The sequence below is a fragment of the Ruegeria sp. HKCCD7181 genome, from assembly GCF_057221055.1.
Genome location: NZ_JBWVBC010000002.1, coordinates 317,135 through 330,982 on the forward strand (window position 1 = coordinate 317,135; position 13,848 = coordinate 330,982).

Annotated in this window: 14 protein-coding genes; 10 read left to right on the top strand and 4 right to left on the bottom strand. The window is 58.7% G+C overall.

Features of this window, described 5'->3' with window-relative positions; translation table 11 throughout:
• Nucleotide 1 precedes the first annotated feature (1 nt).
• From AC2TCY_RS04970 to AC2TCY_RS04980, 3 genes are read right to left on the bottom strand one after another with little or no spacing between them, the layout of a single operon-like run.
• A complete protein-coding gene (locus tag AC2TCY_RS04970) occupies nucleotides 2-481 on the bottom strand; it encodes a DUF6505 family protein (protein WP_480845902.1) in 480 nt (159 codons plus the stop codon).
• Nucleotides 478-1,176 carry a biotin/lipoate--protein ligase family protein gene (locus tag AC2TCY_RS04975; RefSeq protein WP_480845904.1) on the bottom strand — a complete coding sequence of 233 codons (699 nt, stop codon included), beginning with the start codon at nucleotides 1,174-1,176 and terminating at the stop codon, nucleotides 478-480. Before AC2TCY_RS04975 ends, AC2TCY_RS04970 begins: the two co-directional genes overlap by 4 nt.
• Nucleotides 1,173-2,234, bottom strand: a complete 1,062-nt coding sequence (locus tag AC2TCY_RS04980; protein ID WP_480845905.1) for an Mrp/NBP35 family ATP-binding protein — start codon at nucleotides 2,232-2,234, stop codon at nucleotides 1,173-1,175. The genes AC2TCY_RS04975 and AC2TCY_RS04980 overlap by 4 nt, the downstream gene beginning before the upstream one ends.
• A 132-nt stretch (nucleotides 2,235-2,366) precedes the next feature.
• On the opposite strand from AC2TCY_RS04980, the gene AC2TCY_RS04985 reads away from it, so the two are divergent.
• Nucleotides 2,367-3,095: a c-type cytochrome gene (locus AC2TCY_RS04985; RefSeq protein WP_480845906.1), complete on the top strand. Its 729-nt coding sequence runs from the start codon at nucleotides 2,367-2,369 to the stop codon at nucleotides 3,093-3,095.
• Here AC2TCY_RS04985 and AC2TCY_RS04990 read toward each other — a convergent pair.
• Nucleotides 3,089-5,044, bottom strand: coding sequence for a 4Fe-4S binding protein (locus tag AC2TCY_RS04990; protein WP_480845907.1), 1,956 nt, complete (start codon nucleotides 5,042-5,044; stop codon nucleotides 3,089-3,091). The two genes, AC2TCY_RS04985 and AC2TCY_RS04990, sit on opposite strands and share 7 nt — an antisense overlap.
• A gap of 257 nt (nucleotides 5,045-5,301) precedes the next feature.
• Between AC2TCY_RS04990 and AC2TCY_RS04995 the strand changes: the two genes are divergently transcribed.
• From AC2TCY_RS04995 to AC2TCY_RS05035, 9 genes are all read left to right on the top strand, one after another.
• A complete protein-coding gene (locus AC2TCY_RS04995) occupies nucleotides 5,302-5,856 on the top strand; it encodes a DUF3305 domain-containing protein (RefSeq protein ID WP_480845908.1) in 555 nt (184 codons plus the stop codon).
• On the top strand, nucleotides 5,853-6,425 hold the full coding sequence (locus tag AC2TCY_RS05000) for a DUF3306 domain-containing protein (protein WP_480845909.1): 573 nt from the start codon (nucleotides 5,853-5,855) through the stop codon (nucleotides 6,423-6,425). Before AC2TCY_RS04995 ends, AC2TCY_RS05000 begins: the two co-directional genes overlap by 4 nt.
• A gap of 4 nt (nucleotides 6,426-6,429) precedes the next feature.
• Nucleotides 6,430-7,041, top strand: coding sequence for a TorD/DmsD family molecular chaperone (locus AC2TCY_RS05005; RefSeq protein WP_480845911.1), 612 nt, complete (start codon nucleotides 6,430-6,432; stop codon nucleotides 7,039-7,041).
• Between the two features lie 58 nt (nucleotides 7,042-7,099).
• Nucleotides 7,100-7,288 carry a ubiquinol-cytochrome c reductase iron-sulfur subunit N-terminal domain-containing protein gene (locus tag AC2TCY_RS05010; protein ID WP_480845912.1) on the top strand — a complete coding sequence of 63 codons (189 nt, stop codon included), beginning with the start codon at nucleotides 7,100-7,102 and terminating at the stop codon, nucleotides 7,286-7,288.
• Between the two features lie 104 nt (nucleotides 7,289-7,392).
• Nucleotides 7,393-10,287, top strand: coding sequence for a formate dehydrogenase subunit alpha (locus AC2TCY_RS05015; protein ID WP_480845913.1), 2,895 nt, complete (start codon nucleotides 7,393-7,395; stop codon nucleotides 10,285-10,287).
• Between the two features lie 12 nt (nucleotides 10,288-10,299).
• Nucleotides 10,300-10,893, top strand: coding sequence for a formate dehydrogenase FDH3 subunit beta (gene fdh3B / locus AC2TCY_RS05020; RefSeq protein WP_480845914.1), 594 nt, complete (start codon nucleotides 10,300-10,302; stop codon nucleotides 10,891-10,893).
• 108 nt (nucleotides 10,894-11,001) lie between these two features.
• Nucleotides 11,002-11,352, top strand: coding sequence for a putative quinol monooxygenase (locus AC2TCY_RS05025; RefSeq protein WP_480845916.1), 351 nt, complete (start codon nucleotides 11,002-11,004; stop codon nucleotides 11,350-11,352).
• Between the two features lie 27 nt (nucleotides 11,353-11,379).
• Entirely contained in the window at nucleotides 11,380-12,579 is a 1,200-nt protein-coding gene (locus tag AC2TCY_RS05030; protein WP_480845917.1) for a formate dehydrogenase subunit gamma, read from the top strand.
• Nucleotides 12,580-13,842, top strand: a complete 1,263-nt coding sequence (locus tag AC2TCY_RS05035; RefSeq protein WP_480845918.1) for a c-type cytochrome — start codon at nucleotides 12,580-12,582, stop codon at nucleotides 13,840-13,842. It abuts the gene before it with no gap.
• The last annotated feature ends 6 nt before the right edge of the window (nucleotides 13,843-13,848 follow it).

Consider the following 13,848-nt stretch of genomic DNA (forward strand, 5'->3'; position numbering starts at 1 on the left):
GCTATTCGTCCAAAGAGCCGTGCACGGCCAAGGCTTCCAGCTGTGCATCCTGCGGAGTGATCACACGAAACGCCTCGTGCACCCCTGCCCCGGTCAATTCACGCGCAACGGTCAGCAGCGTGTTTGGCGCGTGCTCCTCGCACAGTTCGGACATATGGTCCAACTCGGCCCGCGCCACGCCCAACGCGGCCTCGACCGATGGTGCACCATAGATTCGCACAAAATGTTCGGCCAGATTCTGAGTGATCTGTTCTTGCTCAGCGGATTCGATCTGCGTCACCGCCACAAAAGTTACACGACCAAAGGTTTCCAATCCCAGCCACCCATTGGCAAAGGCCTGCCGCGCCTTGCCTTCAAGATCACCCTCACCCCAGTTGGAAAACTCGAACCCACCCGAGATGCACCATTCGCCGGTGCGAGCCGGGACATGAAAGACGTTCATATCGCTTTCGTCGAAGTGAATGGCTCGTGCGAGCTTCATCTTGTGTCCTCCAGCAAATCCGTTAGGGGGCGCAGATGGGTGTCCGCACCGTCACGGATCAACATTCCAAACCGTTCGTCTGTTCCCAGAAACACACCCCGCCCGTCAATCGGCTCGCCAACGCCGCGCAGCAGACCCATCCACTCGGAATGCAGAGGCGCATTGCCATCCTCCTGCCAGCGGTTGAGCCAAGTCAGCATGTGCCGTGACCAGCTTTCGATCAGCTGCGTGGAAGACACCTCAGCGCATCCCTCATCATACAAAGCTGTCACATCCGGTGTCTTACCCGGTGCATCGCCTGTTTGCAGCAGCGCCAGTTCCCAGCCGATCACCAGCCAATCGGGTGCTTCGCCCGGTTCACAGTCAGAGGCGGCAGCGCGAAACTGGCCGCAGCGCGCTCCGTTCACACAAATCAACCCGTCCCATCCCAGATGCACAGCCACTTCAGGCGGGGCGAGTGCGCCCAACGCATTCTGAAAGCCCAAAGCACACAGCGGCAACATCGCCATGGCATCAGCCAAGGCGACCTCAGGGGCAAAGACAATTGCAACCCTCAGACGGTCGGCCTGAATGTTGTAGACGACAGCGCCGGACTCACAGCCCAGCGCGGCCATTGCCTGGGCCCGTTCAAACGGATCCTCCACACCCTGCACCGGATGGCCCGTCAGCAGAGGGGGAAAGACCGGTTCACTCATGCGTTGCCCTTGGCAATCATGTCACGGGCGATCTTGCGGAAAGCATCGGCCTGCGGAGTGTCGGGTTTGCTGACGACGATGGGGGCGCCGCCATCCGCCGCCACTCGGATATCCAGATGCAGCGGGATTTCCCCCAGCAGCGGAACGCCCAGCGCCTCGGCTTCGGACTTTACACCGCCATGACCGAACACGTGTTCCTCATGCCCGCAGTTTGAACAGATATGGGTGGACATGTTCTCGATCATCCCGACGATCGGCGTCTTGAGCTGATTGAACATATCGATCCCCTTGCGGGCATCGATCAGCGCCACGTCCTGAGGGGTCGAAACGACAATAGCACCGTCTACTTTGAACTTCTGGCTCAGCGTCAGTTGCACATCACCGGTGCCGGGCGGCAAGTCGACGATCAGCACGTCCAACGCGCCCCATTGCACCTGACTCATCATCTGCTGCAGCGCACCCATCAACATCGGACCGCGCCAGACAACAGCCTGCCCTTCATTGGTCATCAGCCCCATCGACATCATCGTCACGCCGTGATTGCGCAACGGCAGAATAGTCTTTCCATCGGGGCTGGCGGGACGGCCCGAGACACCCAACATCCGTGGCTGCGACGGTCCGTAAACATCCGCATCCAGCAGGCCCACGCGCCGCCCTTCAGCCGCCAGCGCACAGGCGAGGTTGGCGGAGACTGTGGACTTGCCCACCCCGCCTTTGCCCGAGGCAACAGCAATAATCCTATCCACACCGGGCACAGCCTGGGGTCCGGTTTGTGACGGCTTGGGTTTCGGCTTCAGATCAGGCGGAGCCTTGTCGGAATGCGCGGTCAACATAGCCGAGACATTGGCCACACCGTCCACCATCTGCGCCGCCTGCTCGGCAGTGGCACGCACCGGCTCCATACGCTCGGCCTGTTTAGGATCGATCTCCAACACAAAGCGCACAGTGTCGCCTTCGACGTTCAGCGCGCGCACAATCCCCGCGCTGACAATGTCCTGACCGGAAACCGGGTCGGTGATCTTTTTCAGGTTCGCCAGAACCGCATCACGGATGCTCATGCGTCATTCCCCTTGATCTGCACCGTGGTGCGCGCTTTGCGTATCGACAGAAAGCAGTCGCCGCTCATTGCATGTATCTCCGTCTCATTCTGCTTATTTGACGCATTTGCCCGTGGGCCGTTAGGCTGGGCCATGCGCTTTGTTCTCTTGTGCCTGAGCCTGACGCTCTCTGCCAGCCCTTCCTTGTCGCAGGAGGCGCTTGGCCTTGCGGCCCCGGAAGAGGTTTCGGCCTCTGGCCTTTTGCAACATATCCTTCCGCGCTTCTCTCTCAAGACCGGGATACGCGTTGTCGCGGAAGAAAATGGTGAAATGTCATTGTCCCCTGCGCCACCCGGCGATCCGGTCTTTGCCCGTGACGGCGTCACCTACCATTTGCGCACCAACGACAATGCCCGCCAGATCCGTTTCCGGGACTGGTTGTTGTCCGATATCGGTAAGCGCACTGTCGAAAGCTTTGCCCCTCCGCAGGGTGCGCCGTTCAGCGCCAGATTCGAGGTCGTTTCTGTCGAGGATGAACAAACCGTTGAAGGCGATGTCAGTCTGGGGCAGGAATTGTCGATGACCCATTGCGGCAGATGTCATGTCATCGGCCCACAGAACAGGATGAACGGTTTGGGTTCGACACCGTCTTTTTCCGTCCTGCGCGCGCTGCCGGACTGGTCCGAGCGGTTTCAGGCGTTCTTTGCTTTGAACCCCCATCCCGCTTTCACACAGATCCAGGACGTCACCCCTCCATTCTCCAAGGAACGCCCATCTCCGATTCATCCGGTCGAGATGACCATGGGCGACCTCGAGGCCATTGTGGCCTTTGTCGCAGCCCTCAGCGCCGCCGATCTGGGCGCCCCACTTCAATTTCAGTGATCCTTGCGCTTTGAGAAGTAATCCTCGGTGGTCACAACGGGCGGCCTGGGTTTCGACGTGAATGGATTATCCTGACTGTGGAACTGCGCGTTAACCCGGCAATTATCGCACATCTGGATCATCCGGGCCTGTTCCGAAGTGGCAAACATCGGATGCGTGCCCGAGAGCTTTTCCATAACCCGTTCGACGGTTGATTTCACACCGAACAAAGCGCCGCATTCGATACAGGCAAACGGTTCTTCCTCGTTCAGAACCCGCTGAGACAGAGCGGCATCACTGAGATCCAGTTGCGGCACCAGTGTGATGGCCTGTTCCGGACAGATCGTACGGCAGAGCCCGCATTGCAGGCAGGCGTCCTGTTGAAAATTCAACTGAGGCTTATCCGGGTTGTCGGCCAATGCGCCCGAAGGGCACAGGGACACACAACTGAGACACAGGGTGCAGGTATCCGTATTCACGGCAATCGCGCCATAAGGAGCACCTTCGGGCAAAGGCAATGGCACCTCCGTCCCGGGGTTAAGAGCCTGTGCGGATAGCCTCGCGATCTGTCTCCGGTTACCCAGCGGCAGGACCGGATCGGTCAAGGGCGTGAGAACCTCTTGACCGTACAGGATATCCGAAAGGGCATCAGGGTCCGCAACATCGATCAAGCCCAACACCGCCTGTCCGGCAATAGCTTGCGCCAGCGGCAGTTCCCGATCCAGCGCATCGCGTTCGGTTTTGGGGGACAGCAGAACATCCACACGCGCAAATCCATGCGCCAGACCTGCCAGCATTTCCGCGTGTCCGACCCCGGACACGCCATTAAGTTCCAGCGGAATGACATCTGCAGGCAGACCCCGGCCAAATCGGGCGGCAAGTCGGATCATCTGCGCCCCGTGGCCGTCATGCACCAAAAGCCGCGGCGCCGTGCCGCCAGCACGGCGATAGGTACGGGCCAGAATATGCATCCGTGCCAGCAGCGCCGACACCGGCGGGTCTTCATAGGTAATCGCGGTCGAGGGGCAAAGGGCCGCACACTCACCACATCCCGCGCAGATCATTGGGTCGACAGCAACATGCTCACCCGCAGGTGTGATCGCTCCTGTGGGACAGACGTTCAGACAATTTGAGCATCCCACCTGCTCGGCCCGAGAATGGGCACAGAGCGCTTCGTCCAGCCGCACATAAAGCGGTTTTTCAAAGGTGCCGACATGTTGCGCAATTTCAAGAGCCAGCTTGGCCACGGCAACCGCATCACGAGGATCCGCCCGCAGGTAGCCTTCGCGTTTCTCTGGTGCTGCGACCAGAGGCGTGTCCCCTGTCAGATCGACGACGATGTCACAACGCGAAGTGGCCCCATCCCGCGGAGCGCTCCACCCAAAAGCACCGCGCCCGCCGGGCTCCAACTGCTGCACCTGATCTAGACGCAGGGTGAAGCCGCCCAGAGCACCGGTCAGACCACTTAGTCGGCCACGAACCACATCAAATGCGCGGCTAAGCGGTTCCGCTGCATCCGTAACCAGAACCGTGACAGCCAGATTCTCGGAAAGAAGTTCAGCCAAGTCAAAGGCAAAGTCACCGGGGCCGATGACGCAACATGTCCCCTCGCTGATGACATCAACACTGGGGGTTTCGGGCTGAGGCAGTAGCGCCTCGGCAGCAAGGGCCGCCATCTTTGGCGTCGCCTCATGGCCCTGATCGGACCATCCCGCCCGATCCCGAAGATCGACAAATCCAGGCTGGTCAACACCCAGCTCTTCCGCCAGTTCGCTAAAAACCTGGGTCTCTTGCCCGCAGGCGATCACTATTGGCTCACCCGGCTGCAACAGTTTCGCCGCCGCCTCCAACTCGCGCGTGCAAAGTGCTGTATGAACTTTGGAGCAAGCCGTTTCACAGGCCGTGGAAATCTCATCGGGGTTCAGCGATTGCGACCCCGCGCAGTCGCATAGCAAAATCTTGGTCGCCATTTTTCTCCCCACACACGTTCCCATTGCAAGCAGCTTAGACCTAAACCTGATGGTGACAATGCGGCGGGATCAAAGAAACCAATATTTGTGCACTAATTTTCATCACGGTCCAATCTGCTCGCCGGTTCAGCGCTCAAAAACGAATAAATAATCTGTGATAGCGACCTTTGCGCTCGATGCAGACTTGGCACGCAGTCGTTTTGTGTACCATAGTACATCTAAGAGAAGGCAGGGGAGAGCCTTTTCGGGGAGGAAGCGTGGCCAAGGCCGCAAGTCAAATCGAAATGCCGGTTGGTGTTGTTGTACGCAAAACGCCCGGGGTTACTCGCTGGGCGAAGTGGAGTTGGCGTGCCGTCGCTGCGTTACCCGGCGCGGGTCCCGCGAACTGGCAGGAACTGCGCCGCGAGGGTGAGGCCGTGGAATACCATGCGGCCACCCTGCCCCTTACTCTTTGGGCAGACGAAACCGAAAGCTATATGGTGAACCTGTCGGACGGACAGCCGTCACTCTATCTGGTCCTGCGGGACGAGCTGGACGGGGACAGCCCACTGAACGCCGTTCTAGTCACTGCGTCTCCTTTCGAAGGTCAGGATTACGCCGATACCGGTGAAGAGATCGTCGAGAAGATCCCGATGAGTGATGGGCTGATCGCATGGGTGCGGGATTTCACCTTGCAGCATCATCGCGACGAGGTCTTTGTAAAGCGTCGCCGTGACAAAAAACGGATCGATCTGGTCGAAGACGGCCGGGGCGACGCCCGCATTCGTCAAGCCTCGGACGTCTACCGAGCGCCGCGGAGGGTTGTGCAATGACCGAAGCCCGCGATTTCTGGTCTCGTCGCAAGGCCGCTGTGCGGGCTGAAACTGAGGCTGAATGCGAGGCCGTCGAAGCCCAGACATTGGCCGCTCACCAAGCTGAACTTGAAGAAAAGAGCGACGTTGAGATTCTCGCTGAATTGAACCTGCCGGACCCGGACCACCTGCAAACGGGCGACGATGTTTCGGCGTTCATGGCAAAAGCCGTTCCCGACCGTCTTCGCCGCCGCGCTTTGCGCCGGCTGTGGCGGCTGAACCCGGTTCTGGCCAACGTGGATGGTCTGGTTGATTACGGCGAGGATTATACGGACGCGGCCTGCGTGCTCGAGAACATCCAGACTGCCTATCAGGTGGGCAAAGGCATGTTGGCCCATGTCGAGACATTGGCGGCAGAAGCAGTTGAAGACGAACCCGAGGCTGAGGTCGAAGTCCCGGAACCCGAGCCAAATCCTGAGCCAATGGGGGAGCCGGTCGAGGAACCGGTTCTATATGCCGAAACCGAAGAGGTCGAAGAAGTCGATTATCCCTATGCCCCGCGCCGTATGAAATTTGAATTTGAAGGATAACCCAATGACCGCAAACAACGCGCAACATCTGGATGTTTCGGCCGAAGATCGCCTGCGCGCGGATTTCTACAACTTTCTCGGGCTTCTGTTGGCAGTCCCTCCGGATCAGATGCTTCTGGAACAGGTTTCAAGCCTGACCGGAGACGACAGCGAACTGGGTCAGGCGATCCAGGCGATGTCTCGCGTCGCCAAGGTAACCAAGCCAGCGGCGGCCGAGCGGGAATTCAATGCATTGTTCATTGGGTTGGGTCGCGGCGAATTGCTGCCTTACGCCAGTTTTTATCTGACAGGGTTCCTGAACGAAAAGCCTTTGGCGCAGTTGCGCAATGACATGGCCGTCCGCGGGATTACGCGGGCGCAGAACGTGTTCGAACCCGAAGACAACATCGCCTCGCTGATGGAGATGATGGCGGGGATGATCATCGGTCGCTTTGGCGCGCCTGCCTCATTGGACGAACAAAAAACATTCTGGAACAAGCATATCGGCCCCTGGGCCGCACATTTCTATTCGGATTTGGAAGCCGCTGAAAACTCGGTCCTCTATGCGTCGGTCGGTACGGCCGGTCGTGTGTTCATGGAGATTGAGCGAGAGGCATTCCGAATGACGGCGGCTTGATCCGCCACTCGCCAGCGCCAGTAAAGGCGCTAGATCGCAAATGGGAGAGGAGGACCCCATGAGCAAGACCAAGGAAGAAGGCGCCACGCGCCGCGACTTCCTCAAACTGGCCGGAACCGCAGCACCAGCTGCCGTTGCCGCAGCCAGCCTGACCGGGAAAGCCGAGGCAGCCGAGCTGCCGACGGACGAAACCCGCATTCAGGACACTGCGCATACCCGCGCCTATCTGGACAGCGCCCGGTTCTGAACCGGACGTCGTCGCCTCCGACTGACGGTTGCGATTGGCCCTGACGTCGGCATCAGCAGTACCAAGCCAGCCATGGCTTACATGGCCAGCAAGGGAGGAAAGAAATGCTTAGGAAAAAGACCAACGGGGTTGCGAGACGCCCCCAGCGGACAAGTATCCTGTCCCAGGTCGGCGAAAAAACCGTCGATCGCCGCGCGTTCCTGCGTGGATCGGGCTTGACGATCGGCGGCCTCGCCGCGATCAGCGCCACGGGTGGAACCGTGACGCCAGCCAGCGCCCAGACAGCGGCCAATCAGGCCGTCGAAAATATCAAATCTATATGCACTCATTGTTCGGTCGGCTGCACAGTGATTGCCGAAGTACAGAACGGCGTCTGGATTGGGCAAGAACCCGGTTGGGACAGCCCATTCAATCTGGGTGCACACTGCGCCAAGGGTGCCGCGGTTCGCGAGCATGCCCATGGCGAGCGCCGCCTCAAGTATCCGATGAAAAAGGAAGGTGGCGAGTGGAAGCGCATCAGCTGGGAGCAGGCGATCGACGAGATCGGCGACGGCATGATGAGCATCCGTGAGGAATCCGGTCCAGACAGCGTCTATTGGCTGGGCTCGGCCAAGCACAACAACGAACAGGCCTATCTGTTCCGTAAGTTCGCTGCCTACTGGGGCACGAACAACGTGGATCATCAGGCCCGCATCTGCCACTCGACCACGGTTGCGGGTGTTGCGAATACATGGGGCTACGGCGCCATGACCAATTCGTATAACGACATCCACAACTCTCGGGCCATCTTCATCATCGGCGGCAACCCGGCCGAGGCGCACCCCGTGTCGCTGTTGCACGTCCTGCGCGCGAAAGAGCAGAACAACGCCCCGCTGATCGTCTGCGACCCGCGCTTCACGCGCACAGCGGCGCATGCGGATGAATATGTCCGCTTCCGCCCCGGAACAGACGTCGCTCTGATCTGGGGTATCCTGTGGCACATCTTCGACAACGGCTGGGAGGACAAAGAATTCATCCGCACCCGTGTTTGGGGCATGGACCAGATCCGGGATGAAGTTCGGAAATGGAACCCGGATGAAGTCGAACGCGTCACCGGCACGCCCGGATCGCAACTGCGCCGCGTTGCGCGCACCATGGCCAACAACCGTCCCGGCACGGTGATCTGGTGTATGGGCGGAACGCAGCACACAAACGGCAACAACAACACCCGCGCCTACTGCGTGCTGCAGCTTGCACTGGGCAACATGGGCACCTCGGGTGGCGGCACCAACATCTTCCGCGGCCACGACAACGTTCAAGGCGCGACGGACCTTGGTGTTCTGTCCCACACCCTGCCCGGCTATTACGGCTTGTCGAAAGGTGCCTGGGGTCACTGGGCGCGTGTCTGGGGTGAAGAACCCGAATGGCTTGCCGGTCAGTTCGCAACGATCAAGGACAAGGAAGGCAAGGACAAGCCGCTGCAGAATGAGCGTGGCATCCCTGTTTCCCGCTGGATCGACGGTGTTCTGGAAGACCCCGAGAACATGGATCAGGACAACAATGTCCGCGCCATGGTTCTGTGGGGCCACGCGCCGAACTCGCAAACGCGCGGCCCGGAAATGAAGACGGCCATGGAGAAGCTGGACATGCTGGTCGTGATCGACCCATACCCCACCGTTTCCGCCGTTCTGCATGACCGAACCGATGGCGTTTACTTGTTGCCAGCCTGTACGCAGTTCGAAACCCGTGGTTCTGTCACGGCGTCGAACCGGTCGTTGCAGTGGCGTGACAAAGTGGTTGATCCGCTGTTCGAAAGCCTGCCGGATGAGGTCATCATGGCCAAGTTCGCCAACAAATTCGGCTGGGCGGATCGGTTCTTCCGCAATATCGAGATGGAAGACCCGGAAACCCCGAATGTTGAAAGCATAACGCGTGAGTTCAACTCGGGCCTCTGGACGATCGGCTACACTGGTCAGTCTCCGGAACGTTTGAAAAGCCACATGGCCAACCAGCACATGTTCGACAGAACGACGCTGCAAGCTATTGGCGGTCCGAACGATGGTGAGTACTACGGTCTGCCTTGGCCCTGCTGGGGTACGGCGGAAATGGGTCATCCGGGGACACCGAACCTCTATGACATGTCCAAGCCTGTTGCCGAAGGCGGCCTGACCTTCCGCGCCCGTTTTGGCGTGGAACGGGACGGGCAGAACCTGCTGGCCGAAGGTGTCTATAGCGTCGGCTCGGAGATTCAGGACGGCTATCCTGAGTTTACCATGCAAATGCTGATGGATCTCGGCTGGGATGGCGACCTGACCGCCGAAGAGCGTGCGGCAATCGACGCTGTGGCTGCTGAAAAAACCAACTGGAAAACCGACCTGTCAGGCGGCATCCAGAGGGTTGCTATCGCCCATGGCTGCGCACCGTTTGGCAATGCTAAGGCGCGGACGGTTGTCTGGACTTTCCCGGACCCGATCCCGATCCATCGCGAACCGCTCTATACACCGCGGCGAGATCTGGTCGAGGATTACCCCACCTACGAGGACCGTCAGGCCTATCGCCTGCCCACCCTTTATGCTTCGATCCAAAAGAACGACTTTTCAAAGGATTACCCAATAATCCTCACGTCAGGTCGTCTGGTCGAGTACGAGGGCGGCGGTGAAGAAACACGGTCTAACCCGTGGCTTGCCGAGCTTCAGCAGGACATGTTCGTCGAGATCAACCCGCGTGATGCCAACAATCTTGGTATTCGTGACGGGTCACAGGTTTGGGTCGAAGGTCCCGAGGGCGGAAAGGTCAAGGTAATGGCGATGCTGACCAACAGGGTCGGTGCCGGGGTGGCCTTTATGCCATTCCACTTTGGCGGCCATTTCCAGGGCGAGGATCTGCGGCACAAATACCCTGCCGGAGCTGATCCTTATGTGTTGGGTGAAAGTTCGAACACGGCCCAGACCTATGGCTATGATTCAGTGACCCAGATGCAGGAGACCAAGTGTACTCTCTGCAAAATCTCGGCAGCGTAAGGAGGACGATTAATGGCTAGAGCAAAGTTTCTCTGCGACGCTGAACGCTGCATCGAGTGCAACGCCTGCGTCACCGCGTGCAAGAACGAGCACGAGGTCCCATGGGGCATCAACCGCCGCAGGGTGGTGACGATCAATGACGGCAACCCGGGCGAACGCTCGATTTCGGTGGCCTGCATGCATTGTTCGGATGCGCCTTGCATGGCGGTGTGCCCGGTCGATTGCTTCTATCAGAATGAAGAAGGGATCGTCCTGCACTCCAAGGACCTGTGCATTGGTTGTGGCTATTGCTTCTATGCGTGCCCGTTCGGCGCGCCGCAGTATCCGCAGGCTGGCAACTTCGGATCGCGCGGCAAGATGGACAAATGTACCTTCTGCGCCGGCGGCCCCGAAGAGAACCATTCGAACGCAGAGTTCTCCAAATATGGTCGCAACCGGATCGCCGAAGGCAAACTGCCCATCTGCGCCGAAATGTGTTCGACCAAAGCCCTGCTTGCCGGTAACGGCGACGTGGTGTCCGCCATTTACCGGGAACGCGTCGTAGCGCGCGGATTTGGTTCCGGCGCCTGGGGTTGGGGTACGGCCTACGACCAGAAAGACGGTTAACACCGTCTGAAATAAGACGGCCCCGTGATCTTCCCCGGGGCTGTCTCTGTTCGGTCAGACATTTGCCGCCGAACTAAACTGGCATGACCTACCCGCGCGGAGCATTTCATGACTGAAGATATTTATTGGACGCTAAAACTTGAGCTGCACGCTGATCAGGACGCGTCCTTTAATGCGCTCATGGCAGAAATGGTCGCCGTGACGTTGGATGAAAGCGGTGCTAAATCTTATGAATGGCATCGCAGTGGGTCTGCCGTACACATCTTTGAACGTTATGCCAGTTCCTGCGACGCCATGATCCATATGCAGAACTTTGGGGCCAATTTTGCCGAGCGGTTCCTCTCCATTTTGACGCCTACTCAACTGGACGTCTACGGCCCGGTGAGTGACGATCTACGCGCAACCCTCACTCCGGTTGGCGCTGTCTTTCACGAACAAGTCGGCGGTTTTGACCGTTAATCCCGGATGACACAGGAGTTATAACAGATGCGCCTGATCCAATTGCTGCTGATACCACTTTTCCTCGCCAGTTTTGCATGGGCTCAGGAAAACACCGAGGTTGTTTCGGAACCTGACCGCAGCGCCACGGGCGGCGCGACAACTCTGGAAGACATATTGGCCCGGCAACGCGGCGAAAAAATCGACAACAGTTATCGATCCGGGAATACAGGTCAAAGCAACGCAGAGGGTCTTCTGGGGCAGCTTGGAACACGTGGCGTCGCCTCGGACAGCGACGTGTATCGCGCCCTCCGATACGGCTCGGCAGATGTCACCGTCTCGTCCAAAGGGCCCGCGGCGGGTGTCTTGATTCAGGACGGTGGCATTTGGTGGTTAAACTTCCGTACCGGCCCACTACGCGAATATGGCACCTATATTTTGGGTGGAATGCTTGTTGTTCTGCTGCTCTTCTTCCTGATCCGAGGGAAAATCCGGATCGACGGGGAAAAGACAGGACGAACCGTCACCCGTTTTTCCGGCTTCGAACGGTTTGGTCACTGGCTGTTTGCCGGATCTTTCCTGATCCTGGGTCTCACCGGCCTGCTAACTCTTTATGGTCGCGACTTCCTGATCCCGATTTTCGGCAAAGAAGGTTTCGCCGCCATCGCACAGGGCTGCAAATGGATGCACAATAACCTTGCCTGGTCATTCATGCTGGGGCTCGTGATCGTCACCGTGACCTGGATCGCCCACAACATTCCCAACCGCACTGACCTCAGATGGCTGGCGGCAGGAGGCGGTTTGTTCACAAAGGACAGTCACCCTGCAGCCAAGAAATTCAACGCAGGTCAAAAAATCATCTTCTGGGCCTGCATCGTGCTGGGTGTTTCGATCAGCCTGTCTGGCTTGTCGCTGCTTTTCCCGTTCGAGATGCCTCTGTTCGCAAAAACCTTCGCGATTGCCAATGCAACCGGCCTGCCGCAAATGATGGGATTGGACCTTCCGGTGCAGATGTCCCCGCAGGAAGAGATGCAATATGCCCAAGTTTGGCATGTCATGATCGCCTATGTCTTCATCGCGATCATTCTGGCCCATATCTATCTCGGCTCGATCGGAATGGAAGGTGCATTCGACGCTATGGGCACCGGCGAAGTCGAAGAGCAATGGGCCCGTGAGCACCATTCGCTTTGGTTGGAAGAGGTGCAGGAAAACGAAGCCAGCAAGGGTGCGGCTTCGCCCGCTGAATAGATGCGCAATCTGCTGTGTGTCCTGGCGTTGCTGCCTCTTCCGGCGTATGCCGAATTCTATACGCTGAAGGGTCATGGGGGCCCCATCATGGGGATCGCCGCGTCTTCAGATGGGCGAATTGCAACCGCCAGTTTCGACAATTCGGTCGGCCTATGGTCAGGACGCCAACCCAAATGGCTTGAAGGGCATGAGGCTGCCGTCAACACGGTCGTTTTCAACGGAACCGCGATTTACTCGGCCGGTGACGATTTCACCTTAAGGCGCTGGCCCGGCGGACAGGTCGTAGGACAGCACGCGGGCAAAATCGTCGAAATCGCTGCGTCCAAGACCCATGTCGCTACGGCCAGCTGGGACGGGACCATCGGAATTTGGCCCGTCGACGGGTCCGAGACGAAAACACTTGGCCCAACCGGCAGTGGCGTGAATGCAGTTGTCTTCTCTCAGGATGGGGCGCAGCTTTATTCGGCTGGCATGGACGGGACATTGCGTCTTTGGGACATAGTTACGGGCCAAGAGCGAGAACGATTGGTCGAACATGGTTTTGGCATCAACGAATTGATCCTAAACACGCAGGACAACTGGATCGCCTATGGTGCGGTCGACGGCGTTACCCGTATTCGCGATCTGACCACCGGTGAAGAACGCGACTTTTCCCTCGGGCGCCGTCCCATCCTTGCTTTGGCTCTTAGCCCGGACCGACGGATGTTGGCTGTCGGCGACGGACAGGGCTTTATCATGGTGATCGACACGGCAGACTGGCGCATTGCACAGGATTTTCGTGCAACGCTGCGAGGGCCTGTCTGGGCGCTGGCGTTTTCCAATGATGGTCAAAACATTCATGCCGGAGGGCTGGATGAGGCGATGTACAGCTGGCCCGTTGCTTCGCTGGGGGATCATACGAAGATGGCATCAACCCAACCGGATTTCCTGAAGCAGCCTGAAGAGATGGGGAACGGTGAACGGCAATTCGCGCGGAAGTGCTCGATCTGCCATAGCCTGACACCCAAAGGACAGAGGCGCGCTGGTCCTACCCTGCACGGTGTCTTCGGGCGGCAAGCGGGGTCTGTGCCGGGATATTTATACTCGGACATCCTGCAAGACTCTGATATCATTTGGGATGAAGACACGATAAACGCTCTGTTCGTTGAAGGACCGGATCACTACATTCCGGGGTCCAAGATGCCGATGCAACGGATAACGGGACCACAGGACCGAACCGATCTGATCACTTTTCTGCGCCGCGCCACGGCGCCCGAGAACTGAGCCGGA

Excerpts from the sequence above, each read along its gene's own strand:
- AC2TCY_RS05035 (WP_480845918.1), top strand. The coding sequence starts at position 12,580 with ATGCGCAATCTGCTGTGTGTCCTGGCGTTGCTGCCTCTTCCGGCGTAT.
- AC2TCY_RS04975 (WP_480845904.1), bottom strand. The coding sequence starts at position 1,176 with ATGAGTGAACCGGTCTTTCCCCCTCTGCTGACGGGCCATCCGGTGCAG.
- AC2TCY_RS04970 (WP_480845902.1), bottom strand. The coding sequence starts at position 481 with ATGAAGCTCGCACGAGCCATTCACTTCGACGAAAGCGATATGAACGTC.
- AC2TCY_RS05000 (WP_480845909.1), top strand. The coding sequence starts at position 5,853 with ATGACCGAAGCCCGCGATTTCTGGTCTCGTCGCAAGGCCGCTGTGCGG.
- AC2TCY_RS04985 (WP_480845906.1), top strand. The coding sequence starts at position 2,367 with ATGCGCTTTGTTCTCTTGTGCCTGAGCCTGACGCTCTCTGCCAGCCCT.
- AC2TCY_RS05025 (WP_480845916.1), top strand. The coding sequence starts at position 11,002 with ATGACTGAAGATATTTATTGGACGCTAAAACTTGAGCTGCACGCTGAT.
- AC2TCY_RS05005 (WP_480845911.1), top strand. The coding sequence starts at position 6,430 with ATGACCGCAAACAACGCGCAACATCTGGATGTTTCGGCCGAAGATCGC.
- AC2TCY_RS05010 (WP_480845912.1), top strand. The coding sequence starts at position 7,100 with ATGAGCAAGACCAAGGAAGAAGGCGCCACGCGCCGCGACTTCCTCAAA.
- fdh3B (WP_480845914.1), top strand. The coding sequence starts at position 10,300 with ATGGCTAGAGCAAAGTTTCTCTGCGACGCTGAACGCTGCATCGAGTGC.
- AC2TCY_RS04990 (WP_480845907.1), bottom strand. The coding sequence starts at position 5,044 with ATGGCGACCAAGATTTTGCTATGCGACTGCGCGGGGTCGCAATCGCTG.
- AC2TCY_RS05015 (WP_480845913.1), top strand. The coding sequence starts at position 7,393 with ATGCTTAGGAAAAAGACCAACGGGGTTGCGAGACGCCCCCAGCGGACA.
- AC2TCY_RS05030 (WP_480845917.1), top strand. The coding sequence starts at position 11,380 with ATGCGCCTGATCCAATTGCTGCTGATACCACTTTTCCTCGCCAGTTTT.
- AC2TCY_RS04980 (WP_480845905.1), bottom strand. The coding sequence starts at position 2,234 with ATGAGCATCCGTGATGCGGTTCTGGCGAACCTGAAAAAGATCACCGAC.